The sequence below is a fragment of the Flavobacterium frigidarium DSM 17623 genome (genome assembly GCF_000425505.1).
Classification (GTDB): domain Bacteria; phylum Bacteroidota; class Bacteroidia; order Flavobacteriales; family Flavobacteriaceae; genus Flavobacterium; species Flavobacterium frigidarium.
Genome location: NZ_KE384392.1, coordinates 63,022 through 84,896, shown reverse-complemented (window position 1 = coordinate 84,896; position 21,875 = coordinate 63,022). Strand labels below are relative to the sequence as shown.

Annotated in this window: 21 protein-coding genes; 13 read left to right on the top strand and 8 right to left on the bottom strand. The window is 33.5% G+C overall.

What is annotated here, in order from left to right; genetic code table 11:
• Positions 1-122 precede the first annotated feature (122 nt).
• The 8 genes from H603_RS0113110 to H603_RS0113075 all read right to left on the bottom strand — a co-directional run bounded on the left by H603_RS0113110 (position 123) and on the right by H603_RS0113075 (position 6,394).
• The gene (locus tag H603_RS0113110) at positions 123-809 is read right to left on the bottom strand and encodes a hypothetical protein (protein WP_026709035.1); all 687 of its coding nucleotides are present in this window, start codon (positions 807-809) and stop codon (positions 123-125) included.
• A 144-nt stretch (positions 810-953) separates the two neighbouring features.
• Positions 954-2,573, bottom strand: coding sequence for a YecA family protein (locus H603_RS0113105; RefSeq protein ID WP_026709034.1), 1,620 nt, complete (start codon positions 2,571-2,573; stop codon positions 954-956).
• Between the two features lie 454 nt (positions 2,574-3,027).
• Positions 3,028-3,663 (bottom strand): NAD(P)H-dependent oxidoreductase, encoded by a 636-nt coding sequence (locus H603_RS0113100; RefSeq protein ID WP_026709033.1) that lies wholly within the window; start codon positions 3,661-3,663, stop codon positions 3,028-3,030.
• A gap of 29 nt (positions 3,664-3,692) precedes the next feature.
• The gene (locus tag H603_RS0113095; protein ID WP_026709032.1) at positions 3,693-4,115 is read right to left on the bottom strand and encodes an organic hydroperoxide resistance protein; all 423 of its coding nucleotides are present in this window, start codon (positions 4,113-4,115) and stop codon (positions 3,693-3,695) included.
• A complete protein-coding gene (locus H603_RS0113090; protein WP_026709031.1) occupies positions 4,112-4,537 on the bottom strand; it encodes a MarR family winged helix-turn-helix transcriptional regulator in 426 nt (141 codons plus the stop codon). Before H603_RS0113090 ends, H603_RS0113095 begins: the two co-directional genes overlap by 4 nt.
• Positions 4,538-4,739: 202 nt before the next feature.
• Entirely contained in the window at positions 4,740-5,186 is a 447-nt protein-coding gene (locus tag H603_RS0113085) for a YhcH/YjgK/YiaL family protein (protein ID WP_026709030.1), read from the bottom strand.
• Positions 5,187-5,837: 651 nt separating this feature from the next.
• Entirely contained in the window at positions 5,838-6,155 is a 318-nt protein-coding gene (locus H603_RS0113080; protein ID WP_026709029.1) for a type II toxin-antitoxin system RelE/ParE family toxin, read from the bottom strand.
• A complete protein-coding gene (locus H603_RS0113075; RefSeq protein ID WP_026709028.1) occupies positions 6,155-6,394 on the bottom strand; it encodes a hypothetical protein in 240 nt (79 codons plus the stop codon). The genes H603_RS0113080 and H603_RS0113075 overlap by 1 nt, the downstream gene beginning before the upstream one ends.
• A 599-nt stretch (positions 6,395-6,993) precedes the next feature.
• On the opposite strand from H603_RS0113075, the gene recG reads away from it, so the two are divergent.
• The 13 genes from recG to H603_RS0113010 all read left to right on the top strand — a co-directional run bounded on the left by recG (position 6,994) and on the right by H603_RS0113010 (position 21,774).
• Entirely contained in the window at positions 6,994-9,099 is a 2,106-nt protein-coding gene (recG, locus tag H603_RS0113070) for an ATP-dependent DNA helicase RecG (protein WP_026709027.1), read from the top strand.
• Positions 9,100-9,364: 265 nt separating this feature from the next.
• On the top strand, positions 9,365-10,426 hold the full coding sequence (locus tag H603_RS0113065; protein WP_026709026.1) for an efflux RND transporter periplasmic adaptor subunit: 1,062 nt from the start codon (positions 9,365-9,367) through the stop codon (positions 10,424-10,426).
• Between the two features lie 45 nt (positions 10,427-10,471).
• A complete protein-coding gene (locus H603_RS0113060; RefSeq protein WP_026709025.1) occupies positions 10,472-13,567 on the top strand; it encodes an efflux RND transporter permease subunit in 3,096 nt (1,031 codons plus the stop codon).
• A gap of 1 nt (position 13,568) precedes the next feature.
• Positions 13,569-14,879: a TolC family protein gene (locus H603_RS0113055; RefSeq protein ID WP_026709024.1), complete on the top strand. Its 1,311-nt coding sequence runs from the start codon at positions 13,569-13,571 to the stop codon at positions 14,877-14,879.
• 71 nt (positions 14,880-14,950) lie between these two features.
• The gene (locus H603_RS0113050; RefSeq protein WP_026709023.1) at positions 14,951-15,808 is read left to right on the top strand and encodes a bestrophin family protein; all 858 of its coding nucleotides are present in this window, start codon (positions 14,951-14,953) and stop codon (positions 15,806-15,808) included.
• Positions 15,809-16,431: 623 nt separating this feature from the next.
• Positions 16,432-17,283: a hypothetical protein gene (locus H603_RS0113045; protein WP_245576120.1), complete on the top strand. Its 852-nt coding sequence runs from the start codon at positions 16,432-16,434 to the stop codon at positions 17,281-17,283.
• A gap of 16 nt (positions 17,284-17,299) precedes the next feature.
• Positions 17,300-17,641, top strand: a complete 342-nt coding sequence (locus tag H603_RS0113040; RefSeq protein WP_026709021.1) for a hypothetical protein — start codon at positions 17,300-17,302, stop codon at positions 17,639-17,641.
• A 247-nt stretch (positions 17,642-17,888) separates the two neighbouring features.
• Complete coding sequence (locus H603_RS0113035) at positions 17,889-18,512, top strand: FEKKY domain-containing protein (RefSeq protein WP_026709020.1); 624 nt, start codon at positions 17,889-17,891, stop codon at positions 18,510-18,512.
• Positions 18,513-18,802: 290 nt separating this feature from the next.
• The gene (locus tag H603_RS0113030; RefSeq protein ID WP_035676074.1) at positions 18,803-19,600 is read left to right on the top strand and encodes a DUF1853 family protein; all 798 of its coding nucleotides are present in this window, start codon (positions 18,803-18,805) and stop codon (positions 19,598-19,600) included.
• A 229-nt stretch (positions 19,601-19,829) separates the two neighbouring features.
• Positions 19,830-20,381 (top strand): TetR/AcrR family transcriptional regulator, encoded by a 552-nt coding sequence (locus H603_RS0113025; RefSeq protein WP_026709018.1) that lies wholly within the window; start codon positions 19,830-19,832, stop codon positions 20,379-20,381.
• Positions 20,382-20,459: 78 nt separating this feature from the next.
• On the top strand, positions 20,460-20,636 hold the full coding sequence (locus H603_RS17485) for a hypothetical protein (RefSeq protein ID WP_211223777.1): 177 nt from the start codon (positions 20,460-20,462) through the stop codon (positions 20,634-20,636).
• A 71-nt stretch (positions 20,637-20,707) separates the two neighbouring features.
• Positions 20,708-21,286, top strand: a complete 579-nt coding sequence (locus H603_RS0113015; protein WP_026709017.1) for a GNAT family N-acetyltransferase — start codon at positions 20,708-20,710, stop codon at positions 21,284-21,286.
• An 89-nt stretch (positions 21,287-21,375) separates the two neighbouring features.
• Positions 21,376-21,774 carry a DoxX family protein gene (locus H603_RS0113010; protein WP_026709016.1) on the top strand — a complete coding sequence of 133 codons (399 nt, stop codon included), beginning with the start codon at positions 21,376-21,378 and terminating at the stop codon, positions 21,772-21,774.
• Positions 21,775-21,875: the final 101 nt, after the last annotated feature.

Sequence of the window (21,875 nt, the reverse complement as noted above, 5' to 3'; positions counted from 1 at the left end):
TTTTCTAATAGTTGAAAGCTATTATTTCTTTCAGAGATATATTCTTCCAGTGTTTAAAAGACAGAAATACATCATATTTAAAATCTAATTATCCTAAAAAAAGGTAACGTATTAATTCTTGTTTATTGACAGACTGATTTTTTCACTTGATTTATGTGCCAAACCAATCTTTTGAAAGACCCATTATCTAATGCTCTTTGGCCAGTCAACATACTACTAAAGAAAAATGGATTGTTTTTATAGAAATAAGTACCTAAACTTTCATTCCAAACGAAGTCTAATCCAATCCAGCTCGCATTTGCTTTTGATTCTTCTTCTTCAGCCCTAAATGTACCCAACAGTTCTCTGGCAAACGAATTTGTAACTACAAAAATTCTGGGTCTGTTTTCATCAATCAATTCATCAAGAACTTGACGGGTTATTTTGCATTGTCTTTCAATAAATTGTTTTCCACGTACCGAGCTAATTAAACTTTTTACTCTTCCTTGATTTGTTTCTCTATTAAATAGCACATCGATATGTCCCCATTTCAAATTAGTCGTTTCACCAACTTCAAAAAACTTTTTGAAATACCTATATTCTTTATCTACATCACTATTCAACTTATGGAATTCACAATTTATATCATTCTTTTCAACTAATCTTAGACGCACCTTCTCAATCATAGAAGGATTAAGTCCAATGAATATTAACCCTTCTTCTGGAACCTCTGCGATGGAGTGTGGTGAGTATTTACAGAATTCCTCATTGCTGAATTCGCTCCAAAGCTTATTTACGCTATCTCTAACGATATTTTCAATGTTAATCATGATATTTTTTAATTATTAATAAAAAGATTGATGTTGTGAAAAAATTTGCAAACAGTTATTAGCGTAATTAACAATGTTTTTTTCTATTTGAAAATTTGAATTTAATGAATTACCGTGTTTTGCATAATTTGCTATTAAATACTTTTAATTTTTCCCATGACATTTTTTATATTTTAAACCGCTATTACAATAACATGGTCCATTTCTTGGCATTTTCTTAGCACTGTGGTTATCTGTTTTTTTCTGATACATCTCATTATAATACTGTACATCTATAGATTGTGCCCAGCTTTCATCTAAAGCTATATGATATCCGCCCGCATTATTTAAACCTTTTCTTAGATGGAATCCTAAATAAGCAATTTCATTTTCAGCTTTGTAAAATTTACTGTACTTTGTTCTTCTTGAAATATAATCTATAAAAAGTTCTGCTTTAGGTAGATATTTTGCAAGTATTTCTAAGTCAAAAATATTAATTGCTACGGGTAATTCAGATGCTTTGTGTCCGAGAAAAATATGCACTTGATGCGTAATTGCGGGGTAATCATCCAACACGATAGTGACAATATTATATTCAGTTATACCACTTATACGATTTATAAATATTTCATTCTCTTGAGGAAATTTATAGTCTTTATAATTTTCAAGATATTTTCTACAATTAATACCTTGATCATATGCGTTTTCAACAGCTTTAACAAAATCGTTTTTTATAGATTCAATATTACCATTTTTTAATAGTTCCGTGAGCTTTTTGGATTTTATTTGAAAAATTATCCCTCTTGTATCTTGTATTGCTAGGATATCTATCTCCCCTATCTGATTATTCTTTGTTTTATTAATTAGAAGATTGTGATAAATATTATCTGTACCAAATAATGGTTTTAAAATATTGCGGGTTAATTCCTCAGCAACTTTTCCTCTATTATATTGTACTTTGCTTAAATATTTTTGATCACTTTGCATCCAGTAGAATGGACTTTCGTACATTGATTCTGATACAGCAAAACAGCTTGGAATATAAAAGACATCTTTATCAATTTTAATTATGGGCCGTTCGCTGTAAACATTAAAATCTCCTAAATTATTAAATGATCGGTTATTTAATAATTTAATATCAATGGAAAGTGCATTCAAAATAAATTTAAAATCAGAATTATTATTTACAATTTCTTTTTCATTGAGTGAAAAAATATCTACTATATAGTTCTTATCAAAATTTTTTTTTCTAAAACTTCTTGAATTTAATTTTTCTTGAAGTTTATTTTTAATATTATCATAAAATTTAGAGAATGAACTTACTTCAAAGCCTTTATTTTTAAATATCCAATCTCTATCATATTTATATTTGTAAATGGCAGTTTCTTTATATTGGATATCATAGGCTCCACTTCCAGAATAAAACATCGTTTCTTGAAACATTTTTCCAGTTACTAGTTGGTCCTGTAATTTGCTACCTGCTCCTAAATTAAAATCAATTTCATCAAAAAATGTTAAATGCAGATTATTCATTAAAATATAAATTTCCTCAAAAACTTCATCATGCTTATCATCCTCATATAAAATTGTTCTATCCACATTTTTAATCCATAATCCAATTAGAAATGCGAACTCTTTGTGATTAAGATGATCTGAATTATTCTTTGAAAATAGTACCTCAATGGGTCCACAGAAGTCTCGTATAACAATTTGTGATAAGACATATATAAAAGAATATGATTTTGTGATCTCATTTAATCTGTCAATAATTTCTACTTTATTCATAACTGTACTTATACTTACGATTACTTATTAGATGCTTTCTAACGTTAGAAATTTTGAAAGTTTAATAATGTAAAATAAATGTGTTCAAGATATTTGTTAGAAATATCTCTATTTTTATTTGATAACACCACCTTACCGTAAAAAAATAGTTCATGATGTAATTCTAATAACATTGTATAATCCTTTTTCCAATTTAACGGTAAACTCGCAGTTAAATAGATTTCCTACCACAAAACAAAAATCCACAACAAAAAGAAAGTGTACTCTCTATTTATTGTGGATTAATTTTGTTCTACGTGGTTTTCAAATATAGCTTTAATTAATTTACTTTTCAGAGAAAAATCTTAAAAAAAATGATTTTCAATAAATAGTTAAAGCGAAAAAGCCCAAATCAAAAATAAATTTGATTTGGACTTTTTACTATTTCGATAAAAATAATTGTTGAGATTATTTCTTATTTAAATTCTACAACAAATTCTTCTGTTGGAGTTCTTACTTTTTTCATTTGTCCAATCCAGTCGTTTGGAGCATCTGCATAACCTACGTACATTAGAGAAACACTTTTTAATCCTAATTTGTCAAGTTCTAATATTTCGTCTACAACGCTGTTATCAAAACCTTCCACTGGTGTACTGTCTACTCTTAATTCGGCTGCTTGTGCTAATGAAAGTCCAAGTGCGATGTATGTTTGACGTGCGATGTGAGCAAAATTCTCTTCAGCTGATTGTGCTAAGTACATTTTTTTCAACATGTCAGTATAACTGCTGAAACGTCCTCTTTCTAAACCACGAACATCAGTAGTGTGATTGTATACTTTATCGATACGCTCTTCAGTATAACGATCCCATCCTGCAAAAATAATTACATGCGAACAGTCTCTCATGCACTCTGGGTTCAACGCTCCTTTTACTAATTTTTCTTTCAATTCTTGATTCTCAACTACAAGAACTTGAAAGGCTTGTAATCCTGATGAAGTTGGTGCTAAGCGAGCCGCTTCAACAATTTTATCAATGTCTTGCTTGCTTACTTTTTTTGTAGCGTCGTATGCTTTTACAGCATGTCTCCAGTTTAAATCTTCTATTAAAGCCATTCTTTTATTTTAAAAATTGATTATTGTTATTAGTCGTTTGAAACTGTTAATTTCACAGGCATATTCCCTCTTGTCGCATTAGAATACGGACAAACATTGTGTGCCTTTTCGATTAAATCCTGCGCTACTTCCATAGTAACACCTGGAATATTTGCATGTAATTCTGCCTCTAATCCAAAACCTCCTGCATCATTTTGTCCAATACTAACTTTTGCAGAAACTGTGGTTTCACCTGTAGTTATTTTTTCATTTTTGATAACCAAATTTAAAGCGCTATCAAAACAAGCTGAATATCCAGCAGCAAAAAGCATCTCTGGGTTGGCAAAATCTTCGTTAGCTCCACCTAATGCTTTTGGGTGTCTTACTTCTACCTCTAGCACTCCGTTTTCACTTTTCACTTGTCCGTTTCTACCACCTGTTGCGGTAGCTTGAGTTGTATATAATGTTTTCATTTTCTTGTATTTGTTATTTTGTGTATAATATTTTTTAAACTCTCTAAATCTTCTGTTGAAATTCCCATCGAAGCCACCATTTTCTGCGGTATCGCTTGTGCTTGCTCACGTAAAGATTTGCCTTTTTCGGTCAAGCTAATATTCACCGATCGCTCATCGATTGTACTTCGTACACGAGAAACAAACTCTTTTTGCTCCATTCGCTTTAGTAAAGGTGTCAAAGTACCACTATCTAATTTTAACTTCTCCCCTAGTTGATTTACCGTTTGCTTGTCTTGCTCCCACAAAACCAACATGACCAAATACTGTGGATAAGTAAGCTCCAGCTCGTCTAGCAAAGGACGGTATTGATTAATAATCTCCTTAGCAAAAACGTAAACTGGAAAACAGAGTTGCTCGTTAAGATGTAAATGATCTTTCATAGTTTCTATTTCAGAGTACAAAGATAGCGCACAATTATATTGTGCGCAATTTATATGAATTAAAGTATTGTTAAAATGATAGTATCTCTCTTTAGCAATGAATGTATTAAAACCAAATATGCCGCAGATTAAAAAATAATAACAGACCGATCCTCCTAATTCTTATTAATCCGTGGCATAAAAAACAAAGTGCTACAAAGCCTTAAATCTGAACTTTCACCACTACTTTTTTAACTTTAGAAGATTTTCCGTCTTGAACAGAAGGTCTATGCAAATCATCTGGAAAAAATACCGTGAACATACCTTCTGTTAATTTTATGTACGCCGTCTCACCTTCATAAAAAGTATAATCTTTATCTAAGTCACTCGTAACTACCTTTTGATCTCTTTTTGTCGTAACACCCATTAATTCGCTACCCTCAATAATATATTGAATGTCAATGTACTTTGTGTGTCCTTCTAACACACAATCTTTTTCCTCCTTAGTATCATACTCTTGAACAATAGCAAATATTGCTTTGTCTTCTATATCATACGTCCCAGAAGCCATGGCAACCAAATCATTATTTATTATAAATTCAAATCCCTTTGCAAGTCTTTCAGTAATGCCTGCGTATAGCTTGTAATTTCCTATTTTATCTAGTATCATTTTACTATTGTTTGTGTTGTTATAAGTGTTACTACAAAAGTGTCAAAAAATATAATGCCATTTAAAGGATAAGTGATTTTTATTTAGGTTTTATTGGTGATTAGTTGTTAGTTGCTAGCGAAGAGTCAAGAGGAAAGAGTCAAGAGGAAAGAGCCAAGAAGCAAGAGCCAAGAGTCAAGAGTCAAGAGGTAATATCTAGAGAGCACAGATTACTACAGACAATCTAAGTCAACTTTAAACTTTAAACATGAAACTCTTGTGAATAGTGATTAGAGAAAAGTGGAGAGGAAAGAGCCAAGAGAAAATGTATGGAGAGCGCGGATTACTACAGACAATCCTCGTCAACTTTAAACTTTAAACCTGAAACTCTCAGAAATAGTGATTGGTGAAAAGTGAAGAGGAAAGAGTCAAGAGAAAATGTATAGAGAGCACAGATAATTACAGACAATCTAAGTCAACTTTAAACTTTAAACATGAAACTCTTGTGAATAGTGATTAGGTAAAAGTGAAGAGGAAATATCTAGAGAGCACAGATTATTACAGACACTCTAAGTCAACTTTAAACTTTAAACATGAGACTCTAGTGAATAGTGATTGGTGAAAATTAGTGAGCTCTCAACTTATAACTAAACAGATTTTACTACCAATAATCTATTTATTTAATTTTATTTTAATTGGATTTTGACGTGTATCAAATACGTCTGCAATTTTTATAAGTTCTAATGCTACATCGACTGAATAAATTATTTTATAATTATGGCAGACTATGTACCTGTATTTAGCGTTCCTATCAGTCAACAAGTCCTCAACTTGAAATAATTCTGAATTTTTTATAAGCCTCTCTGGTTCAGCCAAGATGTTATGAAGTATGTTTTTTGCAACTTTTAAATTTGCTTTTGCAACATAATATTGGAAAATCTTATCAAGTTGTTTTTCAGCAAAGCTGGACCAAATTACGCTGTAACTCATTAATTATACTTCTTAAGAAGTTCAGAAGTCTTCTTATACCTACCATTTTCAAAATCATTTTCAGAAGTATCAATTCTTTCATTAAATTCCTCTAACGACATAGGATTAAATTCTGAATCTCCTTTTGAATCAATAGCAGATTCGCTTCTCAAAATATTTTCTAGTTGAGAAATTACTTCCTCACTTTGGATTTTAAGGAAAGCTTGTATAAATTCTAATTTTCTACTTTGGATATCCATAATAAAATATTTTTATCAAAATTACAAATTATCTTAAACAAGCCATTGGTTTCTTCATTTTTTTTGCTAGTTAGTAGTGACTAGTGAAAAGTAAAGTTTCAAGAGTCAAGAGTGAACAGTCAAGAGTGAACAGCCAAGAGTCAAGAGCCAAGAGGTAAGACGAAATATCTAGAGAGCACAGATTACTACAGACAATCCACGTCAACTTTAAACTTTAAACCTGAAACTCTCAGAAATAGTGATTGGTAAAAAGTGAAGAGGAAACATCTAGCGAGCACGGATTACTGCACACAATCCAAGTCAACTTTAAACATTAAACTCTTGTAAAAAGTAATTAGTCAAGAGCTAAGAAACAAGAGCCAAGAAAAAATGTCTAGAGAGCACAGATTACTACAGACAATCTAAGTCAACTTTAAACTTTAAACCTTAACCCTTAATAATTCATCCTTCATACTTAATCCTTACTAATTCATCCTTAACTCTAAAAGCTTTTCCAGATTTGCAAACAAAAAACTATCTTCGCTTTTCAAAAATAAAATTCGTTTAGATCTGCGCTTTTGCATTGGCAAATTTGTTTTATCAGCGTCCAAAAAAACAAAATGAACAACCTCCTACTTACTCCCATAGAATACTTAAAAGGCGTTGGTCCCAGTCGGGGCGAATTGCTTCGTAAGGAATTGGGGATTCATAAGTACGCAGATTTAATCAATTTTTACCCCAACCGTTACATCGATCGCACGCGTTATTATAAAATCAACGAATTGCAAAATAATGTCGCCGAGGTACAAATCATTGGTAAAATTATTAATGCAAAAACGGTGGAATTTGGTAAAGGTCGCAAACGGCTTGTGGCGACTTTTGTAGACGATACGGGACAAATGGAATTGGTTTGGTTTCAAGGACATAAGTGGGTTCGCGAATCTTTAAAAATCAACGAAGTCTGTGTGATTTTTGGAAAATGCACCTCTTTTAATGGAGCGTACAATATGCCGCATCCTGAGATTGAACTGCTTAGCGAACACGAAAAGAGTTTGCGTTCAGCGATGCAACCGGTGTATCCTTCGACAGAAAAATTGACAAATCGCGGGATTTCAAACCGTACGATTAATAAAATAATGCAGCAGCTATTTATAGAAACGCATACATTATTTACAGAAACATTACCTGATTATTTGATTGCTGAGTTAAAGCTAATCTCTAAAAAGGATGCTTTAATAAACATTCATTTTCCTAAAAGCAGTGACGCTTTGGCGAAAGCCCAATTCCGATTAAAATTTGAGGAATTATTCTTTATCCAATTGCAATTGATTACAAAAAACCTGATTCAGAAACACAAGATAAAAGGACATCCTTTTTCGATTGTTGGAGAATTTTTCAATGGTTTTTATCAAAATCACTTGCCGTTTTCTTTAACGGGAGCACAAAAAAGAGTAATCAAAGAAATTAGAACCGACATGGGTAGTAATGCCCAAATGAACCGTTTGTTGCAAGGAGACGTAGGTTCAGGGAAAACTATTGTTGCTTTTATGACAATGTTGCTTGCGCTTGACAACGGTTTCCAAGCCTGCTTGATGGCACCTACAGAGATTTTGGCTAACCAGCATTTTATTGGTTTAACAGAACTCGCTGAACCACTCAATATCAATATTAAATTATTGACCGGATCAAGCAAAACAGCAGCAAGACGAAAAATCCATGAAGAACTTGAAGATGGAAGTCTACAAATACTTATTGGAACGCACGCCTTACTCGAAGACAAAGTTAAATTTAAAAATTTAGGACTAGCTGTAATTGATGAGCAGCACCGTTTTGGGGTTGAGCAACGTTCAAAACTATGGAAGAAAAACAGCATTCCGCCACACGTTTTAGTAATGACGGCTACTCCCATTCCTAGAACCTTAGCAATGAGTTTGTATGGCGATCTAGACATTTCTGTAATTGATGAATTGCCTCCGGGACGTAAACCCATTCAAACAGTGCATCGCTTTGATAGCAACCGTTTGAAAGTATGGAAGTTTATACGTGACGAAATTGCGATAGGCCGCCAGATCTACATTGTATATCCACTGATACAAGAATCAGAGAAAATGGATTATAAAGATTTGATGGACGGTTATGAGAGTATTTCTCGTGATTTTCCGTTGCCTGATTATTCGATTTCGATTCTTCACGGAAAAATGAAACCCGCGGACAAAGATGCCGAAATGAAACGCTTTAGCGAAGGAAAAACCAATATTATGGTGGCAACAACCGTTATCGAAGTTGGTGTGAATGTTCCTAACGCCTCAGTGATGATTATCGAAAGTGCGGAACGTTTTGGATTATCGCAATTACACCAATTGCGTGGTCGCGTAGGTCGTGGTGCCGATCAGAGTTATTGCATCTTGATGACGAGTCACAAATTAAGTGCCGATAGTAAAACAAGAATGGAAACCATGGTAGGCTCAAACGACGGTTTTGAAATTGCTGAAGTGGATTTAAAATTGCGCGGACCCGGTAATTTAATGGGAACGCAACAAAGTGGTGTCTTAAACTTGCAAATTGCAGATATTGTTAAAGACAGAGACATTCTAGCGCTAGCCAGAAGTCACGCGATGAAAATTTTAAAGGACGATGCGCCACTAGAAAAACCCCAACATGCGGGACTTAGAGCGGTTTATATCGAACTAACAAAAAAGAAAAATATTTGGAATTATATCTCTTAATTTTTTATCGAAAAATTTTTGAACTTTTTTTACTTAAAAGTGAAACAATTTCCCTCTTTTAACGTCTAATTTTGAGTATTTACGAATGCTTTAAATGAGCACATGTCTTGCGCAGCAATAGAATTTAATTTGTAACAAACTGTTTGTCAATTACACAAACACTTTTGGCTGCAATTAAATTGTACTTTTACGCTTTGCATGAGCTTACTTATAGAATTATATTTCGAACAAATATTTTAAACATATTTTACTATTTACCTATATTATGAAAATAAAATACATTATTTACACCTTATTAATTGTTGGTTTTGGTGCTTTTATAGCCTACCGAATTACTGAAAACAGCACTAAAGCGGATGGCCCAAAAGATGGTGGTGCAAAATCAAAAGCCATGCAGTTGTCAGGAATTGTGGTGCAACCAGAAAGCTTTAATAATAATCTATCATTATCGGGTTCAATAGAAGCTAATGAGCAAGTCGAAATACGCTCTGAAGTATCTGGAATTGTAGAAAGCATTAACTTTCAAGAAGGAAGTAATGTGACTAAAGGACAACTGCTTTTTAAAGTGAATGACAACGAATTAAGAGCGCAATTAAGTCAGGCAACTACCAAGGAAAACCTCGCCGGAGAAAACGAACGAAGAGCCAAATTACTACTAGAAAAAGAAGCGATTAGCCGTGAGGAGTATGATGTTGCTAAAGCCGAATATGCGTCAATGAAAGCACAAAGCCAACTAGTAAAAGCACAAATTGCAAAAGCAGCCGTGCGTGCTCCATTTTCAGGAAGAATTGGTTTGCGTTATATCTCAAAAGGAACTTATGTAACCCCTTCTATCTTAATTGCAAATCTTGTAAATATTGGGAAACTGAAAATTACATTTTCAATTCCTGAAAAATATGCCAACCAAGTAAAAAACAATACTGAATTAAAGTTCAAAGTTGCGGGATCTACTGAGACCTATGCTGCAAAGGTATATGCAATCGAACCTTCTGTTGAGACCAGCACGCGTACTTTGCAAGTTCGTGCGATTACTGATAATAAAGACGGAAAATTACTGCCTGGAACCTTTGCAAATGTAGAATTACCACTTGATGTTATTAAAGATGCGATTGTGGTACCTACTCAAGCAGTAATTCCAGTACAAAACGGAAAAAAAGTATTCATATCAAATATGGGAAAAGCCAAAGAAATTATGGTCGAAACAGCAACTAGAACAGATGCTTCTTTACTGATTCTTTCAGGTTTAAAAGCAGGAGATACTGTTATTACTACAGGAGTAATGGCATTGAAAAATGATGCGCCAGTTAAAATTATTATCGAAAAATAGCTTTTTGGCGAAAGCCTAATTGCCAAAATATAAATATTAAACTAAATGAGTTTATCTACATTAAGTATAAAAAGACCGGTGATGACTATTGTAATGAACATTACGATAGTGTTGTTTGGAATCATTGGGTATACCTATTTAGGGGTACGTGAATTTCCATCGATTGATCCTGCGCAGGTTTCGATTCGAACAAATTACACGGGAGCCAATAGTGATATTATCGAATCCCAAATTACAGAGCCGCTTGAAAAAGCGATTAACTCGATCGACGGAATACGTAATATTACCTCTTCAAGTTCGCAAGGAAGTAGTTCGATTACTGTCGAATTCAATTTAGACAAAGACCTTGAAGAAGCTGCAAATGATGTTCGTGACAAGGTTTCACAAGCGATACGCAGTTTGCCACAAGATATCGATGCACCGCCAGTGGTTTCTAAGGCTGATGCCAATAGTGATGCGATAATATCAATGACAGTACAAAGTGATTCGCGCTCGCCACTTGAATTAAGCGACTATGCCGAGAATGTGATTTCGCAGCGACTTGAAACAATTCCAGGAGTGAGTGGTGTTCAAATTTGGGGACAAAAGAGGTACGCGATGCGATTGTGGATTGATCCAATAAAACTAGCTTCTTACGGTTTAACAGTTGCCGAAGTACGTACCGCATTGAATGCTCAAAATGTGGAGTTACCCTCTGGAAAACTAACTGGTGACAACACTGAATTGACAGTAAAAACAGTCGGTAATTTGGCTACAGCCGAAGAATTCAATAATATTATTATTCGAACAGAAGGAGAAAAAGTAGTTCGATTAAGCGACGTAGGAAGAGCCGAATTAGGTCCTGAAAATATCGAAACTAAATTGAGTCAATCTGGATTGCCGCTGGTAGGACTTGCGATTGTGCCTCGCCCAGGAGCCAACTACCTTGATATTTCTAAAGCTTTTTACGAACAATACGAAGCTTTAAAGAAAGATCTACCTAAAGATATTCAGTTAAACATCGCGCTTGACAACACTATATTTGTAAAAAAATCAGTACTTGAAGTAGCAGAAACATTAGGGATTTCTATCTTTTTGGTAATTTTAATTATCTATTTATTTTTTAGAGATTGGGCGATCGCTTTTCGTCCGTTGATTGATATCCCTGTTTCTTTGATCGCAACCTTTTTTATCATGTGGCTGTTTGGATTTTCGATAAACGTATTAACACTGCTAGCGATTGTACTAGCCACAGGTTTAGTCGTCGATGACGGAATCGTTGTTACCGAAAATATTTTCAAGAAAGTTGAGGAAGGCATGACACCTATCGAGGCAGCAATAAAAGGATCTAACGAAATCTTTTTTGCGGTGATTTCGATTTCGATTACGCTCGCAGCTGTGTTTTTACCAGTAATTTTTCTCGAAGGATTTGTGGGCCGACTCTTTCGAGAGTTTGGTGTGGTGATTGGTGCTGCTGTATTGATTTCGGCATTTGTTTCCTTGACGCTTACGCCAATGTTGAATGCGTATTTAATGAAAGGTGGCGAACAAAAGAAATCTAAATTTTATGTAGCCACAGAACCGTATTTCCAAAAACTAAATAGCAATTATGCCAATGCGTTAAGCAAGTTCATGACAAAAAAATGGTGGAGCTTCCCCATACTGTTTGCTTGTTTTGCATTGATATTTGTCTTCTATAATTTGCTTCAAAAAGAGACAGCACCTTATGATGATAGGAGCTCGTTGATATTAAGAATGACAGCACCTGAAGGATCTAGTTATGAATATACTGATCGTTTTATGCAAGAAATATCAAGACTAGTAGACGACTCTATTCCTGAGAAAAAAGTGAGTTTGGTAATTAGTTCGCCTGGTTTTGGATCTTCCTCTGTAAACAGTGGATTTATTCGCTTGTCGCTAAAAGAAAAAGAGGACCGAGAATTATCACAAGAACAAATTGCTGAGAAATTAACCAAATGGACCAAGCAATATCCCGATGCCAAAACATCGGTGCAACAGCAACCAACTATTTCTGTAAGTAGACGCGGTGGATTGCCTATTCAGTATATTATACAAACGCAGAGTTTTGCTAAGTTAGAAGAGAAAATTCCGTTGTTTATGGAAGAGGCTGCAAACGACCCTACCTTCTCGATGACCGATGTTAATTTAAAATTTAACAAACCCGAAATCAATGTAACAATCGACCGTGAAAAAGCCGAAAGCTTAGGGATTTCTGTAATTGATATTGCACAAACATTACAACTATCTTTAAGCGGACAACGTTTTGGGTACTTTATGAAAAAAGGGAAACAGTACCAAGTTATTGGACAATTTGACCAAAAAGACCGTTCGAAACCATTGGATTTAACTTCGATGTATGTTAAAAACAACATGGGAGAATTAATCCAAATGGACAATATTGTAAGCACCGAAGAGCAAAGTCAGCCACCACAATTGTATCATAACAATCGATTCATGTCGGCTACTGTTTCTGCTGCGCTTGCTCCAGGAAAAAGTATCAATGACGGAATCGATGCTATGGAAAGAATTAGAGCCAAAGTACTAGACGATACATTTACTACAGATTTAGGCGGAGAATCACGCGATTTTGTAGAAAGTAGTTCAAATACTTCATTTGCTTTTGGACTAGCGTTATTATTAATTTTCTTAATTCTAGCAGCGCAATTTGAAAGTTTTGTCGATCCATTCATCATTATTTTAACAGTGCCTATGGCAGTTGCAGGAGCCCTATTCTCCTTGTGGTTGTTTGATCAAACTTGGAATATATTCAGCCAAATTGGAACGGTAATGTTAATTGGATTGGTTACTAAAAACGGAATCTTAATTGTAGAGTTTGCAAATCAATTGCGAGAACAAGGCAAACCAAAACTGCAAGCAATTCTAGAAGCTTCAGAGGCACGTTTACGCCCTATTTTAATGACCAGCTTAGCAATTTCTTTAGGAGCATTACCTATTGCAATGTCATTAGGAGCAGCCTCTACGAGTAGAATAGGTATGGGAGTGGTGATCGTAGGTGGAACCATTTTTTCACTAGTGTTGACTTTGTTTGTAATTCCAGCTTTGTATTTGATGTGGTCAAAAGCCCGCAAACATTATCCTGAATTTGACCACATTGAAGAATATGAAAATGAAAGTAAATAAGATGAACTATAAGACGATATTTACAACGATGCTGTTGCTTTTCTTTTGTTTCATAAAAGGGAATGCGCAGGAAATGTTATCGCTAGAAGATGCGGTAAAAATTGCTTTAGAAAATAATTACGAAATCAAGATTGCAAAGAATGATTTAAAAATAAGTCAAACTAATGTGAGCGCAGGAAATGCAGGAATGTTACCTACAGCTGCCGCTACAATCTCACAGAATAACAACTTACAAAACCTATCGCAAACCCGCTCTGATGGCACCACCACTAGTTTAGATAATGGTAAGAGCAATAGTTTGAATTATGGTGTGGGATTGGGTTGGACTATATTTGATGGGTTCAAAATGTTTGCCAAAAAAGAGCAACTAGAACAACTTGAAAAATTAGGAGAAACACAATTAAAGCTCACTATAATTACAAAAATTAGTGACGTTCAAGCTGCTTATTTTGACCTGGTACAACAACAACAACAGCTGTCTGCTTTAGATACCACAATTGTGATTTCGAACCAACGTGTGAGTTTAGCAAAGAACCGTTTCACTATTGGGAAAGCATCAAAACTAGAGGTTTTGAATGCTCAAGTAGATATTAATACTGATAAGGTGGCTTTGCTAAGACAGCAAGAACTATATCAAAATTCTAAGATTGCTTTAAACCAAATCTTAGCGAGAGATACGCAAATCGATTTTAGAGTCGACGATCATTTTGAAATTGAAAACCGCCTTGACTTTGCTGAATTAAAAGCACTTGCCGAAAAGCAAAATCCGCAAATTGAATCTTTGATCATAGCAAGAAAAGTAGCCGAGTTAGAATTAAAACAAATCAAAGGGGGGCGCTACCCTACGATTGCAGTAAATACAGGATACAATTTTTCCCGCAATGAATCTAGTTTAGGATTTACAACTCAATCATCAGCTCGTGGTTTGAACTACGGCTTTAGCGCTTCACTGAATCTATTTGATGGTTTTGCACAGCGTCGAAATGAGAAAATTGCGGGACTACAAATTGATAATGCCAATTTGCAAATCGAGCAACAAAGTCTTGCTCTAGAAAGTCAGTTGGCGACGGCTTACCAAACATATTTAACCAACTTAGAACTGATTGATCTTGAGGAAACAAATGAGGGAATTGCCAAACAAAATCTCGACATCACCTTAGATAAATTTCGAATTGGAACCATTACAACTATCGAGTTTAGAACTGCACAACTCAATTATGTAATTGCAAAAGTGCGTTACAGCGATGCACAGTTTCAAGCAAAATTATCCGAAATTGCGCTGAAAGAATTGGCTGGAACCATTAACTTTTAAATTAGAATATTAGCACTATTTTTGCGTTATCATCTTTTTAAAAACCAACATTTAATTTTCGAAAACTAAGCATGATTTCATACAACCCAAAAGACTGGATAACCTTTATTTTTCGTTTCCATAAGGCAGATACATTTCGACAATTAATCCCAATGATGATTTTTATTGGATTATATTCTGGAGCTATTGCCTATCTCGAAATTGAATATTGGAAATTATCGCAGGATAGCCACGTCAAGAACATTTCTATCATGCACGGAATGCTCGGCTTTGTGATTTCGCTGTTATTAGTTTTCCGTACCAACACTGCGTATGATCGCTGGTGGGAAGGTCGAAAAATATGGGGAAGCTTGGTAAACAATTCTAGAAATCTTGCTTTGAAACTATCCGCTATTTTACACGAGGAGTCCGATCGCGCCTTCTTTAGGAAAATAATTCCCAGTTATGCCTCGATTTTAAATAAACATTTAAAAGACGAAGAAACTAGCAAGCAACTTTTTGAAGATGTGGTGATCGAGCATCACAAACACAGGCCCAATCAAGTAGCTAAAATATTATTTCATAAAATAAACGACCTGTATAATGCCAAGAAAATAACAGGTGACCAACTCATCATTATAAACCACGAAATCCAATCTTTTACTGATATTTGTGGCGCATGCGAGCGAATTAAAAACACGCCTATCCCCTATTCTTACAGTAGTTTTATCAAGAAATTTATATTTTTTTATGTGATGACATTGCCTTTTGGTTATGTGTTTAATTTGGGGTACTATGTCATCCCAGTTGTCGTTTTCATTTTTTACGTTCTGGCAAGTTTAGAACTTATCGCTGAGGAAATCGAAGATCCTTTTGGTCATGACGCTAACGATTTACCCACAAGAAAAATAGCCGAAAACATCAAGCGCCACGTAGAAGAAATTCTATAATTAAAAAGTTTTTATAGAAGCTATTCCCGTCATCCGTTGCAGTGATCTTGCCAGTAAACTTTTTTTCAATGTTGGTTCAGGAGCTTCTTACAGTCGCTCTGCCCCAACTAGAAAAAAATAGTTTCCTTTCGGCAATCACTTACACTACTACCGGGGCTAAAACGTGTATTGTATTAAATACTCTTTTGGTTTATTATAGAACTAATAAATTAATATTTCCACGTAGGTATTTATTCACTTTGCGCTTTCGCCATTTCATGCCTTCAAACAGCTATTTCAATGAGAAATTTGCATGACTGTAAAAAAATTGGCTAGATACTCTTAACAGCAGAAATATTATTCTTTTCTGCAATTTTTACAAAAATGCTCTTGACAATCTCGTTACTGTTGCCATATAGCAATACATTATACTAAAAATGCAAAACACATATTAGTCAAATGACAGTTATTTAATAGAATCCCCCGCAAAGAGCAATAGTATTACATTTGAGAATTTTCTGACGATTTGGCTTAAGTTATCTATAATAAAGTTTACCTTTAACTTATGTAATACAGCTATTGATAACAGCTTAGTCATAGTAAAATAATCTAATTGATTACAGATAAATTCAAAAGAACAAGCAATGAAAAATTATAGATTAGCAACACTATTTTTTGGGGTACTCCTTATAGGTTGTAACCAGAAAAAAAATGAAAAATCTAGTACAGTAGCAAACGGAAAGCTTACTGACACTATTGAGAACGTAAGTAATGAATTAGATTCAGGGGCAACTGTAACACTTAAAGACAGCGAAGTAGCAAGTATCCAAGTTTTAATTGATTTGTTCAAACAAAAAGATGTGGAACAAATTGCAAACCATATCAGTTATCCTTTAAAGAGAGAATACCCCATTCCAAGTATAAAGAATAAAGAAGAATTTATACAGCGATTTAGCAAAGTTTTTGATAATATTCTTATCGAAAAAATTGCCAATTCAAAAATCGAACAATGGTCAGAAGTTGGTTGGAGAGGCATCATGTTTGACAATGGCAGTATATGGATGGGAAATTCTGACGGTATTATTACAGCTGTTACCTACCAATCTGCTGCTGAAAAAGAGATGCTTACTGATTTGGTTAAAAACCAAAAAGAGCATTTACATAGTTCTTTGAGCAATTTTGAAAAACCAACTTACAAGATTAAAACAAAAAAGTATTTGATTAGGATCGACGAATTAGCAAATGAAAAATACAGATATGCTTCTTGGAAAGTAACTGATAAGGAATCTTCTAAGCCAGAACTGACTATCAATGGTGGCGAAATAACATTTAGCGGAAGCGGTGGAAATCACGTAATTACTTTTGTTAACGGGAACTATGTTTATAAGGTCTATCGAAATGTTATTGGGACCAAGGATTCAGCTGATATCACCCTTGAAATTGAACAAGATGGCAAAACAATTTTAAGTGAAAATGGAACTTTAATAAGTGATTAAAAACAAAAATTGAAAAATGAAATATGCTGAATTTAATATCGAGAATCAAATCATAGAATTCCATAACACAATGATTGGATTCGAAAAAATCGTAATAAACAATAAAACAGTCTCTAAAAAGTACTCATTTTCTGGAGCTACTCACCAACTACCCTATAAAGATTGTTATTTAGAATCAAAGTATGTACAATTTGGTAATCGAAAAATAGAGCTATCCCTAATTAAAGAGGGGAATACCATAGATAAAAAGACGGTAGCAACGGATTTAAAGCAACGCTTTTTTTGGATAATGATGGGAGTCCTTTCGGGAATTGGAACATACCGAATTCTAAATTACATAGTGCAATTTGCAAATTAATAGTAAGATTGAAACAGTAGAGTAGTTACTGTATTAGCAATAAAATCACTTCCAATTTAGTTCATTTTAATTACATTCAAATTTTCCTGCTCTATTACACAAGTACTGACATCGAGAAAATTACTATATTATAAATTAATTATAAAAACGTGTGAATTTGTCGTATTTTAGGCGTAGCAAAGCACCAGCTGTCTAAATAAGCTGTAATGCTAATTCCTAACCAAATAGAAAACTAATAAAAATAACTATGATAAAGACTCTCCTTACGCTAATTGTTGCATTGCTTACTACTACAATTTTTGCAAATGAAATTGAAGCAACTGTTGTTTTTGAAAATATGACAAACAAAGAACTAACTTCGGGGCAGTTCATTAATATTAGTACAAACCACAAAATTGACGTTAATAATACTGAATCTTTCAAAATTACGTTACCAGAAAAAGGAAAGTACATCTTTACTTTTAATTCAGAAGATTTTGATGTTTATACCATTTATCCAGCAAAAATGAGTTCAAACAAAAACGTCATTACTGTAAGATTGACAAATAAGTTAGATGTAAACAATACGATGAACGTTAGTTCGAGTTCAAAAAATTTAGATTTAAAAACAACGAATGAAGAAATAGAAAATCTCATTAGCAAAGGTTCTGTGAACTTCATTTTGCACGGCATCGACAATACGGTACCAGAGGATTATTTAGCTTTTAAGGACAAGTATGGTATTGGTGCCATAAAAGAAAACTGTGTTATTGATCCATTATCTTATAAAAATGCTACAATGAACAACAAAATTATTTCTCAATACTTAACAAGCAAATATGGCACAGAATGGTTAAATGAATTACAAGTCAAGCCATTTGGAATCAAATAACATAGTTTCGAATTTCATTATCTAACTAGTAAGGTTTATTATTATTCTTTTGTCAGAGACAGAAAGATAATAATAAACCTTTTTTATATGTTGATTTTAAATAAATTTTAGCGTAATCAAGATAGTATGTTTCAGCTAATTTACTTTTACAATTAGCTCACCATATGTAAGAATGCGCTTCCTTTAAATGCTACATTATTCCCTTTGTATTTATTTGCGTATCTCTGTGAAGCAAAAAGAAGATAACTTTTTAATTGTATTTTCGAATACAGAATCAAATTCCTATTTAAATGAGTAACGAACAAAGAATCCATTCTATTTTAAGTGCTGTCAGTTTAGATAGTACGATTACTGGTTATCCAACGTTTGATCTTCAGGATTTAAATACTGTAGTTGACCTCGATTTTGATTTACCTACAAACCTTAGATTAGGACATTTGGTTGAGAAGGTCGTTTCCAAATTAATTCGTACTTCTTCAAATTATGAAATGATTTATGAGAATATCCAAATCAAAAAAGATGAAAAAACGATTGGGGAAATAGATTTTATTATTGAGCAAACCTCTTCTAAACGACATATTCATCTGGAATTAGCCTATAAATTTTATTTGCTAGACCCTTCAATTTCAGAAACATTTGTCAAAAATTGGATTGGTCCCAATAGAAATGATTCTTTATTCGAAAAGTTGGAAAAACTTAAGAATAAACAATTTCCCTTACTTCATAATGCCGCAACAGCTGAGACCTTAAAAAATCTTAAAATAGAATTAATCGAGCAGCAACTCTGTTTGTTGGCTTCTTTATACATTCCCTACGATTACATAACAAAACTTCCTCCAGAGTATCAAAAAGCTGTGAAAGGCCATTATATGAACTTCGAAACTTTTGTCAATCAAAATTCAGCAGAATATGAATACTATTTACCATTTAAGAAAGAGTGGGGAACTGATCCAGTCAGCAATAAAACGTGGTGTGATCAGGAATCCATATTAGAACAATTAAAAACCAATCTAGAAGAAAAACAAGCCCCTTTGTGTTGGCAAAAAAAAGGCGACAAATATGTTCAGTTTTTTATCGTGTGGTGGTAGAGCTACTAATGGTAAATATTTGGGCCTGCTTCTACTATTCTTATGAAACGAATTGGCACTAAATAGCCCTGATGGAAGCGACATCCTCTTATGTTGCGATAGCAAAAATAAGAGATATAGTGTACAGCAGGAAGAATCGTAATTGTCAATAGGGATATTCTGCTCCTAATAGCTTAAAATAATTAATTATTATTTGGAATACATATTCCAAATAATATATCTTTGCAATATGACAAAAAAGGACTCTATACTACTTGCTGCGTTACAATTACTTGCTGAAAGAGGTGTACATAACACGCCAATGTCAGCTGTGGCAAAGGTTGCGGGAACTGGAATGGGAACAATTTATAACTACTTCCCTACTAAAGAAGTTCTAATAAATGATATTTATGTCTACATCAAACAGCAAGAGTTAAGTATGTTTGCTCCTTTTAAAAAAGATATGGCTGTCAAAATACAGTTTGAGCAATATTTTAAATCTATAATTGATTTTTTTAGAAAAAACCCACCATACTTTATGTTTATGGAGCAGTTGCAAGCTTCCCCAATAATTACAGATGATAGTAAAAATAGTGGTTTGACTGCAGTAAAGTCAGTTTATGACTTAATTGAAAAAGGAAAGCTTGATGGCATTATAAAGGACATAGATACTGCTGAATTAATTCAATTTGTAGGAGGAGCAGTGTTTTCTTTTTTACGTAATAACTCAACTAAAGTTACTATAACTGAAAATTTAACGAACAACCATATAAAAATGGCTTGGGACGGAATCAAGGCTTAAAAAAATTTGATTAAATATTGGAACGAATGTTCTATCTAATAACTAAAGATAAAGTATTGGTTTAGTAAATAAAAAGTATTGCGTGCAGTAACATCAACAGTAGTAGGATTTGGAATAGCCATAATTGTTCTGCAAGCAGCTCAGAATGATAATCCACCTTTACGCATTAGAACCTCACAGTGGGCTGAAGATTTTTGTAAATTAAAAACACAAGCTGATCCTGATGGAACAAAATTAGTAAAAGAGATAAGATAAAATTTTTTATAAAATAATAATTAAAGTATTTAAACTAAATTTAGCTTTTTAAAATACGATACACGCTAAATATGATAATTAGAAAAGCGACATCAATCGATGCTCCAGACATTGCCAAATGTTTACTACTTGCAATGGAGAGCATCGTTTATGCATTTATAGGAAAGAACGATCCAGATGTAGCTTATGAATTTTTACTGCATTTTGTTGCGCAAGAAGACAATCAATATTCTTATCAAAATTGTTGGGTTGTCTCTAATGAAAATCAAATAATTGGCGCTATAAATATCTATAATGGTGCAGAATTGCATACACTAAGAATGCCTATTATAAACTATTTGAAAATAAATTTTAATCGCGAGATTATTATTGATGACGAAACTCAGGCAGGCGAATATTATATAGATACATTTGGTATAAAAACTAATCAGCAAGGGAAAGGAATAGGATTTATGCTGTTGCAATTTATTATCGATGTCTTCGTACATCAACAAAATCGAACTCTAGGCTTGTTAGTTGAAAAAGAAAATAGAGCTGCACAAAGACTTTATAAAAAATTAGGTTTTATTTACCAAAGTGACAAAAATCTTGTGGGAAAGCAACTTGAACACATGCAAATCAAAAGGCAAAAAAATAATACCAACAATTAATTTATTCTTCATATCTATATGACTGTAACATAATAATAGTACTTTAGTTTTCGAAAATAGAAATAAAAGTTTTAATTTAATTTTTTGACATGAGAAAAAACACTGATTTAGGTTTATTAGTTTTGAGAGTTGCGGTGGGTTTATTAATGCTTTTGCATGGAATTGCTAAAATAGGTAATACTGGATTTATTGAAGGAATGCTTGCCGAAAAAGGATTACCAGAATTTATGGCTTACGGCGTATATATCACAGAAGTAATAGCTCCCCTATTAATATTGATAGGTTTTAGAACGCGGTTGGCCGCGGCTGCTTATGCATTAGGTGTTCTATTCATAATAGGCTTAGTTCACGCAGACCAACTTTTTTCATTAACTAAAAATGGTGGTTGGGAACTTGAGCTAGTTGGTTTATACCTCCTAGGAAGTGTTGCTTTATTTTTTACCGGTGGCGGAAAGTTAGCAGTATCGCACTACCATAAATGGGATTAATAAATTTATTATTAGAAATTGATAATCTTTAAAATATATCATCTCCACTTTATAATTCTAACTATTAGTGGCCATTTTTTATGAATGTAAGGGATGAATAT